Source organism: Empedobacter sp. UBA6745, from assembly GCF_002453775.1.
Taxonomy (GTDB): domain Bacteria; phylum Bacteroidota; class Bacteroidia; order Flavobacteriales; family Weeksellaceae; genus Empedobacter; species Empedobacter falsenii_C.
This window is the reverse complement of the sequence record NZ_DKHL01000050.1, coordinates 49,143-62,419: the sequence shown is the minus strand read 5'-3', so window position 1 is coordinate 62,419 and position 13,277 is coordinate 49,143. Positions and strand designations below refer to the sequence as shown.

Sequence of the window (13,277 nt, the reverse complement as noted above, 5' to 3'; positions counted from 1 at the left end):
ATATTTATGAAAAAAATTACACTATTCATATTAACACTATTTTCACTTTCGAAAGTAGAAGCACAACAAGGGTTACCTTTTTACAATCACTATTTGGTAAGCGATAAAATGTTGATTAATCCTTCGTACGCAGGGCAGGATCCGAATGTGATTTCTATAACAGGAACGCATCGCAATCAGTGGGACGATTTGCCCGAAAGTCCAAGTACACAAACGGTAAGTGCGCACGGAATTATTGTAGATCGTTTGGCAGTGGGAATGCAATTTTTCAACGATAGAAATGGTGCTGTTAAGATGACTGGTTTCGGAATTAATGCGGCTTATCACATTCCTATTGATGATAGAAGTTATGATGGAAACGAAGTCAATGTTTTTTCGTTTGGAGTTGGAGCTTCTAATGTTTCGCAACGTTTTGATTATTCAAAAATTATTGCGGAAGATCCAAATGATCCTGCTTTACAAGAAGATAAATATTCTACTTATTTTGCGAATTTGGGATTGTCTTTCAAATATGCTGGTTTCTCTGCGGGAGTGTCGGTTTTGGATATTCCATTGAGCCAAAATGTGTATTATATTAACAATGTAGAACCTTTGCCAACGTGGTATTATTTCAATGTTGGATATAAATGGAACGTTTCCGAAGGAATTGCGTTAGAACCTTCTTTGGTGTATAATTTGAACTCAAATTCGGAGCGTCATTTGGATATCAATTTGATGTCGCATATTGGTTTTGGAGACAATAATCAAGGTGTAGACATTGGAGTAGGGTACAAGCAAGGAATGGATTCTAAAAATAGCAATCCGTTGTTTGTTTCTCCAATTCTAAAGTTTAAAGTTGGTTCTTTAAAAGCTGGAATTTCTTACGATATTGGCTTGTCAGATTATCAAGTTGATGGTCGCAAGAACGGAATGTTATTTAGTTTAGGGTTCGATTTACAAAATCCTTGGGGAGCAAGATTTGATTAATATTATGAATAATGAATAAAATTTTACTTTTAGTCTTTTTCATTGTTGGATTTTTTTCTTGTTCTAAAAATGAAAATAAACAGATGGAATATAATTCTGTTATAGAAGCAATACAATTACAAACAGATACATTACAATTGCAAAAAAATATTTTAGAAAAAGGAGATATAAATTCTTTTAAGAGTTTAATGATGGTTTATGAAACTCCAGAAGATTCACTATCTTATAAAATATTAAAATATTCTTTTATTATGGCTGACCAATATAATTATAATAGAGCAAATTATTTTATTGCAAGATCTATTCTTAGAAAAGAGATGCTCACGAATAATTATACAGCTATAAAAGATTTGGATGTAGAAAATAAAAAAATAGTTCTTGAAAGATTAAATAAATGTTCAGATCAAAATGTAATTATATGCACTGAAACTTTAATAGAATATTATAAGAGCATTAATAATGTATCTGAAGTAGAAAAACTTAATAAAAAATTAAAATTATTAGTGAATTAAATATTTTAATACTTATTCATAATAAAACAAAAAGCCTTCCATTTCGGAAGGTTTTTTGTTCTATTGTAAAGGTTGTTCTAAATTGTTAATCTGAACTTCACGTTTATAAATATAATAAGGTTGAAGACTTTCGCGCGTTACAATTTTTTGACCACGTTGCGAACCTGCAAACCTCGTAAAACCAGCTCCAATTCCGAAACCAACTTCATTTTTCAAAATATAAATTTGACGATAAAAAGGATAAACACCATATTTCAAATTCGGGATAGTTGGCAACACCAAATTTCCTTTATCATCAGCAATTGATAATACTTTTACCTTTTTAAGATATTCTTCAACTTTTGGATTTCCTTTGTCACTCAAAATATTCAATCCAATAATTCCGATTGCAGTTTTATCTTTTTGCACAAAATCAATCACTTTCTCAGCATCACCCATCGCTGTTACTTTTGCGCCATTTTCTACAGATAATTTTAGTTTATCATTTATTGTGTTGAAATTCGCTGAGTTTGGATGATCGTAAACAAACGTTATTTTCGGATCTTTTTTGTACAAATTATCCTTAATATCATTTACCGTAATAGAATTGATTGGATTATCAATAGAAGTAATAAAAACTGTGGCATCCAAAGCAATTACAGACGAAATATATTTGGTTGTTGTTTTGTCGAATAAATGTTGTTGTTGTGCTTTTGTAAGCGGTTTACTTACCATCAAAACAGGAATTTTACCCTCGTAAAAATCTTTGATTGCTTTTTCTTCAATCTCTTCGTTAATCGTAATTTTCACATCCGGATAATCAACCATGTACATATCTGCCAACGATTGCGCCAAATTCTTAAAACTTGGATCTACCGTCATTGCCAAATCTCCATATTCGTGCAAAGCGCGCTTTACAGCAGTTTTTTGTTCTGCTTTTGTTGGTTTTTCCTTGTCTTTACAACTAAAAGTAGAAAAAATAAAAAAGGCAGAAAGTGAAAGTAAACTAATTTTCTTGATCATTTTTATAAGATTTTATTCCGCGATAAACACGAAAAGCGCCATAAACAATAAATAAAATACCTAATAACATGGCTTTTGTTTCATCTAATTTGATGATGAAAAACTGATATTTCCAAGTAAAAATTCCAATCAAAAAATAACCGAAACCAATCAATCCGTAAACAATATTCTTATTCATAATTCGCGACGAAGTTACAATTTTATTGTGTTAAGATTGACTTAAAACTTAAATTTTATACGACAAATATGCATTTAAAGGAACTTTTTCTGAATAGATATTCAATTTCTTAAACAATAGAAACCATCACACTCAAAAAAAATGAATGCAATGGTTTCAGAAAGAAAAGTATTATTAATTATTCGTTTGTTTGAAATCTAACCGGAATTGAGAAAATTAAATTTGCATCAGAACCATCTTCTAATTTTGCAGGCGTTATTTTTTTACCTTTTCTTAGAATTTGTTTATTGATACGCTCCAACGCAGATTTAGCTTCTTTCCCTAAATCTTGATTACTTCCGCTTAACGGTTTTACTTGTGAAATTTCTCCATTTTTGTTTACAATAAATTGCATTTTAGCAACGGCTGAACCAATATTATTTCGAGAAGCAGTTTCGGCAAAATCACTTAATTCTCCACCTAACTCTTTCGAGATTTTATCACTCATACATTTTGTCAATGCAGCATTTCCTTTTTTACTTTCGCTTTCACAACCAGGATAAATTGCCATTACCGCAGCATTTTTCGCTGTAATTGCAACATCAGGTTTTACAGGGGCTGGTGTTTTTGGTCCTTCTGGAATGTCTGTATTTTGTTTACCTACTTTATTTCCTTCGTCACTTTCTTTTCCTCCACCAACTTGTCCATTCGATTTATCACCATCTCTATCAAAAGTGCCTAAATCTTTTCCTTTCAGTTCGTCAACAGATTTTATAGTTTCTTCAATTTTCGGACTTTCTGTTGGAGTTGGAATAATATGTTTCGCCTGATCTGTTTTCAATTGAATTGTTTTTTCTTCCATCGGTGGATCTTCTTTTGGAGGAACAACTTCTTCAACTTTTTTATCGGGAGGAGGAGTTACATCATCTAAAATAACAATTACACCATCACCTTTTTTTGTTATTTCATTATTCATTGTTCTATTATTTGCATAAATAGTTCCGCCAGTAATTAATGCAACAATACCAATCCCTACAAAAAGAGATTTCATCAAATCTTGGCTTGCAACTTGTCTTAGTTGATAAGCACCGTATTCTTTGTTTCGATTTTCGAAAAGAATGTCTAAAAAAGCTTTGTTACTCATATCAATATAATTTAAGGTTAATGAATCCTTTTTCTTTATAGATTCATCTTTTTGCAAAAAGGTTGGTTGAGGTTTGAAAAATTTTCGAAAAAAGTTTAATTTTATTAAAAAGTAGATTTTTATGCACTTACAAATTGATAAAAAATGTAATCAGAATTGGAACGAAATGAAGGATGCAGATTCGCAACAAAAGTTTTGTGATGTTTGTTCTAAATGTGTTCACGATTTGGATCATTATTCATTCAAAGAATTAAAAACTTTTCTGAATGATAATCCTACTGCTTGTGTAAAAATTAAAACCAGAAATTTAGAACAGTTTAATTCATACGAAGCTTCAAAATCTATTTCTAATCAATCTAAAAGATGGTTACAACTTTCTTCTTTAGTTGGATTTTTAAGCTTTTCAACTATGACAAAAGCACAAACTGAGAATGATTCGATTGTTGTACAAGGGATTATTAATGATGGTAATGGTTTTCCAGAATCTGATGTTCCTGTGAATCTTAAAAATTCGAAAAATATTGTATATACAAATGAAAATGGTGAGTTTAAAATAAAAGTTCCGATTAATCAAGATTCTTATACTTTAGAATATGATAGTTATGGAATTAAAGAGTTTACTTTTACAAATCCTTCTATATGTCAGAATATAAAAACTGAAACTGGAGATGTTCTTATAGGCGAAGTTGTTTATTATAAAAAATCAGATTTCATCAAAAAAATAGGTCGCACAATCTCTTGGCCATTTCGACGAATTGGGAAGCTTTTTTAGTGGATCCATATGTTTTTCGTCATTCTTGTCAATTAATTCAAATAAACTTCTCGTTACAATTGGTGCATTTCGTTGATTAAGTTTATCTTTGCTTCTTAAATTTTTAAACAAATGCCAAGAATACTTACAGGAGTTCAAGCTACTGGAACTCCGCACTTAGGAAATATTTTAGGAGCAATTTCTCCCGCAATCGAATTAACGGAGAAAGAAGGAAATGACTCTTTCATTTTTATTGCTGATTTACACGCTTTAACGCAAATTAAAGATGCAGCAGTGTTAAAACAAAATACGTACGAAGTGGCTGCAACTTGGCTGGCATTAGGTTTAGATCCTTCGAAAGTAGTTTTTTACCGTCAATCTGATGTGACTGAAACAACAGAATTAACATGGTATTTATTGAACTTCTTTCCATTTCAACGTCTTACTTTAGCACATTCTTTCAAGGATAAAGCAGATTATTTAGCAGATGTAAATGCAGGATTATTTACGTATCCAATTTTGATGGCTGCTGATATTTTATTGTATGATGCAGAAGTTGTACCAGTTGGTAAAGATCAATTGCAACATTTGGAAATTACACGTAGTGTTGCCGAAAAATTCAATCATCAAATGGGAGAAACTTTTGTTTTACCGCAAGCTGCAATCGACGAAAATATTATGTTGATTCCTGGTTCTGATGGTCATAAGATGTCTAAATCAAGAAATAATTTTATCAATATTTTCTTACCAGAAAAACAATTGCGCAAACAAGTAATGTCGATTGAAACGGATTCTACTCCGTTAGAAGATCCTAAAAATCCAGATACAGATAATGTTTTTGCTTTGTACAAATTATTGGCAACGCCAGAACAAATAGAGGAAATGCGTCAAAATTATTTGAATGGAGGTTACGGATATGGTCATGCAAAACAAGCTTTATACGAATTGATTTTAGAAAAATATGCAGATGCGCGTACTAAATTTGATGAATTGATGAATGATAAAGTGACTTTAGATGCATTTTTAGAAAATGGAGCATTGAAGGCAAGAGATGTTGCACAAAAAGTATTGAAACGTACACGAAACAAATTGGGATTGAAGTAATTTGATCAAATTGTAAGTTGGCGATAAATAATATAACTTAAGCGATTGTTAATATTTATATCGTTCATTATTTGAAGTCATTTTAAATAAGTATCTTTGCAATATAAAATTAGAATCAAATGATTAAGGTTTCAGAATCAGCAAAAAATAAAATAATTTCACTTTTACAAGAAGAAGGAACTTCTATCGAAGAATCTTTTGTTCGCGTAGGAGTTACGAGTGGAGGATGTTCAGGTTTAAACTATAATTTAGAGTTTACGAAAGAACAAAGTGCAGATGACAAATTGTTTGACGACAATGGCGTAAGAATTTTGGTTGACAAAAAATCATTCTTATACCTTGTTGGAATGACATTAGAATATTCGGGAGGATTGAATGGAAAAGGTTTCGTGTTCAATAATCCAAATGCGTCGCGTACGTGTGGTTGTGGAGAAAGTTTTGCAGTATAATTGGATGAAAAAGTTAGCAAGTTTAATTACGATTTTGGTTTGTTTTTCAGCATTTGCTCAGAAAACAATTATTGAAAAAGATTTGATGGTTTTTAAACCAACAGAATCTTCAAAAAAATTAAACAAAGCTTATTCAGACAATATGTTTTTTGGTTTGTTTGGTATAAAACCATTTATTAATGCGTTAGACTTAAATGAAAAATCAATCAAAACAGTCACAATTACCAATGCATCAACAAAAAAAGTCGCTTATAAGGCGAATTACGATGCAGCAAATAATCTTCTTGATTTCGAATTGACAGAAGAAGTTGCAAAACCTTTGAAAGTAAAATATACGTATCAAGATGGTTTAATTGCAACAGAAACGATTGATCGAAAAGGAAGTGAAGTTAAAGTCAATCAATTTTATTATGATCTTGACAAAATGTACATCAAAAACTCAAATAGTCTTTTTGATGTAACATGGTTAGAAGGAGATGTAATGTTGAAAAAGACTTATTTAGATCAGAAATTAGGTTTCGAAGATCGATTGATGCATGATTGTAGAATCACAAAATCATTAGGTCAAGATATCAATAAGATATGTTTTAGTAGTTCAACGTTTAGTGTTCCATTCAAAATAAAAGAATATACACCAGATGTAGAACCAAGAACCGAGAAAATTAATTTGGTAGAAGGACAATGGTCTGATATTAAGTTAATAGCTCAAAATAAATACGTGATTACGATGAAAAATCAACCTCAATTTGAAGTTGTTTTAGATCAAAATCAACGTATAAAAGAATTCAAATTTTTAGGTAACAAAGTGGATAAACAACAACCACTTACTTATAATTTTACCTATACATTTTATAAATAATAAGATGAGTAACACAAAATATACAGAAGACGATCTACGTGAAGATCTTGCTAGCCAAAAACAATATGAGTTTGGTTGGTCGACTGAGATGGAATACGAAGAATTTCCTGTCGGATTGAATGAAGATATCGTACGTGCTATTTCAGCCAAAAAAGAAGAGCCAGAATGGATGACGGAATGGCGTTTAGAAGCTTTCCGCGCTTGGGAAAAAATGGAAGAACCAGAATGGGCTAACGTAACTTACGAAAAGCCAAATTTCCAAGCTATACAGTATTATGCTGCTCCAAAACCGAAGAAAGAATTAGCAAGTTTAGATGAGGTTGATCCAGAATTATTGAAAACTTTCGAAAAGTTAGGAATTTCATTAGATGAGCAAAAACGTTTGTCTGGAGTTGCAATTGATGTCGTTTTCGATTCAGTTTCAGTAAAAACAACTTTCCGCGAAACTTTAGCTGAGAAAGGGATTATTTTTATGTCAATTTCTGAAGCGATTAAAGAGCATCCAGAATTGGTAAAAAAATACATTGGTAAAGTAGTTCCGCCAACAGATAATTTCTATGCAGCTTTAAACTCTGCAGTATTCTCTGACGGATCGTTCTGTTATATTCCTAAAGGTGTTCGTTGTCCAATGGAATTATCAACATATTTCCGTATCAACTCTGCTGGTACAGGACAATTCGAACGTACTTTATTAATTGCTGACGAAGGAGCTTATGTATCATACTTAGAAGGTTGTACAGCACCAATGCGTGATGAGAATCAATTACACGCTGCGGTTGTTGAATTAATCATTATGGATGATGCAGAGATTAAATATTCAACTGTTCAGAACTGGTATCCTGGTGATGATAAAGGTAAAGGTGGGGTATTTAACTTTGTTACAAAACGTGCTGTTTGTGAGAAAAATGCAAAAGTATCTTGGACACAAGTAGAAACTGGATCTGCAGTTACTTGGAAATATCCATCATGTATCTTAAAAGGTGATAATTCAGTAGGAGAGTTTTACTCTATCGCTGTAACGAATAATTACCAACAAGCAGATACAGGTACTAAAATGATTCACATCGGTAAAAATTCAAGATCGACAATCATTTCGAAAGGTATTTCTGCTGGTAAATCTCAAAACTCTTACCGTGGTTTAGTTAAAGTAATGAAGAATGCAGAAGGAGCACGTAATTTCTCTCAATGTGATTCATTATTAATGGGTAACGAATGTGGTGCTCATACTTTCCCATACATCGAGATTGAAAATAAATCGGCTCAATTAGAGCACGAAGCGACAACTTCTAAAATTGGTGAAGATCAATTGTTCTATTGTAATCAACGTGGTATCGATACAGAAAAAGCGATTGCATTAATCGTAAACGGATTCAGCCGCGAAGTATTAGACAAATTACCAATGGAATTTGCCGTTGAAGCCAAAAAATTATTAGAAATCTCATTAGAAGGTTCTGTAGGATAGTTTTTAGAAACTAGAATTGAGAAGTTAGAAATTAACAATAATAAATAGATATATAGTTGGAGGATTCTAAAAATCTGACATCTAATATCAAAATCAAGATAATTAGAAAATTATCACATTAACTAATTTACAAATTAGATTATGTTATTAAATATAAAAGACTTACACGCTCGTATTGAAGAGCGCGAAATTTTAAAAGGTTTAAACCTTCAAATTAATCCAGGTGAAGTTCACGCGATTATGGGACCTAATGGTGCTGGAAAATCAACTTTGTCTAACGTTATTACAGGTAAAGAAGAATATGAAGTAACGGATGGTGATATCGAGTTTGATAATGAATCAATCTTAGAATTAGCACCAGAAGAAAGAGCACAAAAAGGAATTTTTATGTCTTTCCAATATCCAATCGAAATTCCTGGAGTTTCTGTAACAAACTTCATTAAAACTTCTATCAACGAAACGCGTAAAGCGCAAGGTTTAGAAGAAATGGGAGCTTCAGAAATGTTGAAAGAAATTCGTGCAAAAGCAGAATTATTAGGAATCAAAAAAGATTTCTTATCTCGTTCGCTTAACGAAGGTTTTTCTGGAGGTGAGAAAAAACGTAACGAAATTTTCCAAATGTTAATGTTAAACCCAAAATTAGCGATCTTAGATGAAACTGATTCTGGTTTAGATATTGATGCTTTACGTATTGTTGCGGATGGTGTAAACGAATTCAAAAATGAAAACAATGGAGTGTTAGTAATTACACACTACCAACGTTTATTAGACTATATCGTTCCTGATTTTGTACACGTTTTAGCAGACGGAAAAATCATTAAATCTGGTGGTAAAGAATTAGCTTTAGAATTAGAAGCAAAAGGTTACGACTGGGTAAAAGAAGAAGCAGGAATCTAATTAATTTAGAAGTTAGATATTAGAAGTTAGATATTAGATATTAGAAGTTAGAAAGTGGTTATAAAATATTTTTAAATCCAGAATCTAAAATCTAAAATCTAAAGTCTGAAATCTAAAATCTGAAATCTAAAATCTAAAATCTTATAAAGATGATTGATTTAAAAGAAAATTTAGTTTCTCGTCATTTAGTGTTCAACGAAAAAAACAAAGTGAATAAAGGAATCGAAGGTTTACGTCAAGAAGCCATCGAAATCTTTAATCAAAAAGGTTTTCCGACACGTAAAGACGAAGAATGGAAATATACAAATCTTGCTCCTTTGTTGAAGGTGGATTACAAATTGTTCCCAGAAGACGAAGTTGCAGTAGAGTACAAAGACATCAAGAAATATTTGATTAATGATATCGATACATACACAATCGTATTCATTAACGGAAAATATTCTTCGTTTTTGTCAAATACAACACATGATGAAGCTGATATTTGTGTCTTGTCAAGCGCAATGCATAAAACAACTCATCAAGCTGTAATTGAGAATTATTACGGAAAAATTGCGAAAAAAGACGAAAGCTTAGTATCTTTAAATACAGCTTTTGCAAAAGATGGAGCTTATATTTATGTTCCAAATAATGTGATTTTATCTAAGCCAATTCAGATTGTTTATTTCTCAACAGGAGCTTCTCAAGAAGCAATGTATCAACCACGTAATTTGGTTGTAGTTGGAGATAATGCACAAGTTCAAATTATCGAAAGACATCAAACATTAGACGAAAAAGCAAACTTAACAAATGTTGTTTCTGAGGTGAATGTTGGACGTAATTCTGAAATTCATTGGTACAAATTCCAAAATGATTCTAACGATGCTTCTTTAGTTGACAATACATATATCAACCAAGAAAGAGATTCTCGTGCCAATGTATTTACATTTGCTTTTGGAGGAAAAATTGTTCGTAACAATTTGAATTTCTTCCAGAATGGAGAAAATTGTAACTCTGTAATGGACGGAATTACGGTGATTGATGGAAAACAACATATCGATCATCATACATTTGTGGAGCATAATTTCCCGAATTGTGAATCGCACGAATTGTATAAAGGGATTTACGATGAGAAAGCGCAAGGAGTTTTCAATGGTAAAATCTATGTACACAAAGAAGCACAAAAATTGAATGCATTCCAACAAAATAATAATGTTTTGTTATCTGATGGAGCTTCAATTAATACAAAACCTCAATTAGAGATTTTTGCTGATGATGTAAAATGTTCTCACGGATGTACAGTTGGGCAATTAGAAGAAGAATCTTTATTCTACATGCAACAACGTGGTATTCCGAAGAAAGAAGCGAAAGCAATGTTATTGTATGCCTTTGCTGCAGACGCTTTGCGACATGTGCAAATTCCACAAATCTCAAATAGAGTAAACTCTATAATTGCAAAAAAATTAGGAGTTAGTTTAGATTTCGAATTATAAAATATAGTTCTGAGTTATACGTAATAAGTTTTAAGTTGAACTTATTTTGAAATATAAAGTAAGTATTTGAAACTATTTTGAATACTTACTTTTTTATTACACATCACTCATAACTCATTACTCAAAACTTAAAAAAATGTCAATAGATATTCAACAAATAAGAAGTCAATTTCCAATTTTAAATAGAGAAGTCAACGGAAAACCATTGGTTTATTTAGATAATGGTGCAACTTCTCAAAAACCGAAAGTTGTTTTAGATGTTTTAGACGAATATTACGAAAAGTACAACGCAAATGTGCACCGTGGAATTCATACATTAAGTCAAGAAGCAACAGATTTGATGGAAGAATCACGCCGTAAGATTCAGAAATTTATCAATGCGAAACATGATTACGAAATCATTTTCACGCGTGGAACAACGGAAGGAATTAACTTAGTTTCTAATTCACTTCGTAATGTTTTAACAGCAGATGATGAAATTATTATTACCGAAATCGAGCATCATTCTAACATCGTTCCTTGGCAATTGTTGTGTCAGCGAACTGGTGCAAAACTGAAATATATTCCATTAACTGCAGAAGGTATTTTGGATATTGAGAAGTTGGATGATTTATTGACAGATAAAACCAAATTAGTTTGTGTTAATCAAGTTTCGAATGCTTTAGGTGTTGTAAATCCGATCAAAACAATTATTGAAAAAGCGCATGCAAAAGGTGCTTGGGTTTTGATTGATGCGGCACAATCTGCTCCACATACAGTGATCGATGTACAAGCGATGGATTGTGATTTCTTGGTTTTTTCTGGACATAAAATGTACGGTCCAACTGGAATCGGTATTTTGTATGGAAAAGAAGATATCTTGAATGAATTACCACCTTTCCACGGAGGAGGAGAGATGATAAAAGATGTAACGATGGAAGTTTCGACTTACACTTGTTTACCTTTTAAATTTGAGGCTGGTACACCAGATATTGCAGGTATTATTGGACTTGGAGCTGCGGTAGATTTTATCAATTCTATCGGACTGCAAACGATTCACGATTATGAAAAAGAATTGGTAGATTATACCATTCAACGTTTATCAGAATTTGATGAAGTGGAGATTTATGCAAAAGATGCAGAGCATTCTGGTGCTGTTTCTTTTAACTTAAAATTTGATGGTGTTCATTCATCTGATGTCGGGATGATTTTGGACAAAAAAGGAATTGCGGTTCGTACAGGACATCATTGCGCGCAACCAATTATGCATCATTTCAATATTCCGGGAACGGTACGCGCTTCATTCGCTGTTTATAATACAAAAGAAGAAATAGATACATTTATCGAAGGTCTAAAAACCGCGATTAGAATGTTAGGATAATATTAAAAGGATTTCATTTTTTGAAATCCTTTTTTGTTTCAATTAATTTTTTATTTTTGATGTAATTAATACTAAAAACTTATGCAAACTAAAAATAAATTATCAGAACTAACATTAGATGAATTACAGACTAAACATAAGAAAGTTAATAAACTAACAATTACGATTCAAATTATATTACTTATAATTTCTATTTCACTTACTCTTGGAGTTTTTGCAAATTATTTAAAACCTATAAATGTCGTTTTTGTTTCTTTATCTGTCATTTTTATTCCATTTGTTACAGGTTTAAATCAAATCAACCAAGAATTAAAAAATAGAAGTAATTAATTCTTAAGATTTTTATGAGTGATAAATGTATGACTTGTGGTAATTTGATTACAGAAAATTTCTGTGGAAATTGTGGTCAACGTAAAAATAAGAGAATTAATAAAACTTATATATTGGATGAATTACAAGATTTGTATGCGCATACAAACAAAGGTTTCTACTACACATTAAAGAAAACCGCAATAAATCCTGGTAAAACTTCAAGGGAATTTATTGAAGGAAGTCGTGTTAATCATTATAAGCCTTTAATGTTTGCTCTAGCACTTTCTGGTATTGCATCATTTTTAAGTTATCAAGTAATTGGTTTAAATGACATTTTTAAAGAGACTTATAAGTCTATGGGACTTAATAATGAGTTTTCAAATGATATAATTGCCTTCTTAGCTAGTAATAATGCATTATTGATGTTAGCATTACTTCCATTTTTTGCTATACTTACAAAAATTGTTTTTAGAAAATGGGGTGAAAATTATTATGAACATGTAGTGATGAATTCATTTATTTTATCGTTTTATACAATAAGTTCAATATTAATAATTTATCCACTAATGTATTTTTTTAAAAACGATTTGGAAATTATTTTTAAAATTACATCATTAAGTTTTTTATTACTTCCATTTATTTTATTCTTCTTTTATAAGAATTATTATCCAACAAAATCAGTAAAATTGATTATATGGAAAATCTTTTTAATTTTTTTGTTAATGATACTTTCATATATCGTTTTAATAATCATATTTAGTCTAATAGTAGGTTTAATGATTGTAATAAATCCAGAGTTTGGAAACTATTTTAGAAAAAGTTAATTAATAAAA

At 31.1% G+C, this 13,277-nt stretch carries 15 protein-coding genes; 12 read left to right on the top strand and 3 right to left on the bottom strand.

Annotated elements, in window-relative coordinates; translation table 11 throughout:
* Positions 1–6 precede the first annotated feature (6 nt).
* The gene (locus B4H69_RS14545; protein WP_180906266.1) at positions 7–966 is read left to right on the top strand and encodes a PorP/SprF family type IX secretion system membrane protein; all 960 of its coding nucleotides are present in this window, start codon (positions 7–9) and stop codon (positions 964–966) included.
* An 11-nt stretch (positions 967–977) separates the two neighbouring features.
* Complete coding sequence (locus tag B4H69_RS14540; protein WP_180906267.1) at positions 978–1,478, top strand: hypothetical protein; 501 nt, start codon at positions 978–980, stop codon at positions 1,476–1,478.
* Between the two features lie 60 nt (positions 1,479–1,538).
* On the opposite strand, the gene B4H69_RS14535 is transcribed toward B4H69_RS14540, so the two are convergent.
* From B4H69_RS14535 to B4H69_RS14525, 3 genes are all read right to left on the bottom strand, one after another.
* On the bottom strand, positions 1,539–2,480 hold the full coding sequence (locus tag B4H69_RS14535; RefSeq protein WP_180906268.1) for a PstS family phosphate ABC transporter substrate-binding protein: 942 nt from the start codon (positions 2,478–2,480) through the stop codon (positions 1,539–1,541).
* Positions 2,464–2,658, bottom strand: coding sequence for a hypothetical protein (locus B4H69_RS14530; protein ID WP_038333573.1), 195 nt, complete (start codon positions 2,656–2,658; stop codon positions 2,464–2,466). Before B4H69_RS14530 ends, B4H69_RS14535 begins: the two co-directional genes overlap by 17 nt.
* 178 nt (positions 2,659–2,836) lie before the next feature.
* The gene (locus tag B4H69_RS14525) at positions 2,837–3,781 is read right to left on the bottom strand and encodes an energy transducer TonB (protein WP_180906269.1); all 945 of its coding nucleotides are present in this window, start codon (positions 3,779–3,781) and stop codon (positions 2,837–2,839) included.
* A gap of 121 nt (positions 3,782–3,902) precedes the next feature.
* On the opposite strand from B4H69_RS14525, the gene B4H69_RS14520 reads away from it, so the two are divergent.
* From B4H69_RS14520 to B4H69_RS14475, 10 genes are all read left to right on the top strand, one after another.
* Positions 3,903–4,553 (top strand): hypothetical protein, encoded by a 651-nt coding sequence (locus tag B4H69_RS14520; protein WP_180906270.1) that lies wholly within the window; start codon positions 3,903–3,905, stop codon positions 4,551–4,553.
* A gap of 111 nt (positions 4,554–4,664) precedes the next feature.
* The gene (gene trpS, locus B4H69_RS14515) at positions 4,665–5,636 is read left to right on the top strand and encodes a tryptophan--tRNA ligase (protein WP_180906271.1); all 972 of its coding nucleotides are present in this window, start codon (positions 4,665–4,667) and stop codon (positions 5,634–5,636) included.
* A gap of 119 nt (positions 5,637–5,755) precedes the next feature.
* Positions 5,756–6,085: a HesB/IscA family protein gene (locus B4H69_RS14510; RefSeq protein ID WP_180906272.1), complete on the top strand. Its 330-nt coding sequence runs from the start codon at positions 5,756–5,758 to the stop codon at positions 6,083–6,085.
* Positions 6,042–6,944, top strand: coding sequence for a hypothetical protein (locus B4H69_RS14505; RefSeq protein WP_180906273.1), 903 nt, complete (start codon positions 6,042–6,044; stop codon positions 6,942–6,944). Before B4H69_RS14510 ends, B4H69_RS14505 begins: the two co-directional genes overlap by 44 nt.
* 4 nt (positions 6,945–6,948) lie before the next feature.
* On the top strand, positions 6,949–8,406 hold the full coding sequence (gene sufB / locus B4H69_RS14500) for a Fe-S cluster assembly protein SufB (RefSeq protein WP_180906274.1): 1,458 nt from the start codon (positions 6,949–6,951) through the stop codon (positions 8,404–8,406).
* A gap of 141 nt (positions 8,407–8,547) precedes the next feature.
* Positions 8,548–9,303: a Fe-S cluster assembly ATPase SufC gene (gene sufC / locus B4H69_RS14495; protein ID WP_038333580.1), complete on the top strand. Its 756-nt coding sequence runs from the start codon at positions 8,548–8,550 to the stop codon at positions 9,301–9,303.
* Between the two features lie 149 nt (positions 9,304–9,452).
* Entirely contained in the window at positions 9,453–10,772 is a 1,320-nt protein-coding gene (sufD, locus tag B4H69_RS14490; RefSeq protein ID WP_180906275.1) for a Fe-S cluster assembly protein SufD, read from the top strand.
* Between the two features lie 136 nt (positions 10,773–10,908).
* Positions 10,909–12,132 carry an aminotransferase class V-fold PLP-dependent enzyme gene (locus B4H69_RS14485; RefSeq protein WP_221627901.1) on the top strand — a complete coding sequence of 408 codons (1,224 nt, stop codon included), beginning with the start codon at positions 10,909–10,911 and terminating at the stop codon, positions 12,130–12,132.
* Positions 12,133–12,213: 81 nt separating this feature from the next.
* Positions 12,214–12,462: a hypothetical protein gene (locus B4H69_RS14480; protein ID WP_291094630.1), complete on the top strand. Its 249-nt coding sequence runs from the start codon at positions 12,214–12,216 to the stop codon at positions 12,460–12,462.
* 14 nt (positions 12,463–12,476) lie between these two features.
* Complete coding sequence (locus B4H69_RS14475) at positions 12,477–13,268, top strand: DUF3667 domain-containing protein (RefSeq protein ID WP_291094628.1); 792 nt, start codon at positions 12,477–12,479, stop codon at positions 13,266–13,268.
* Positions 13,269–13,277 lie beyond the last annotated feature (9 nt).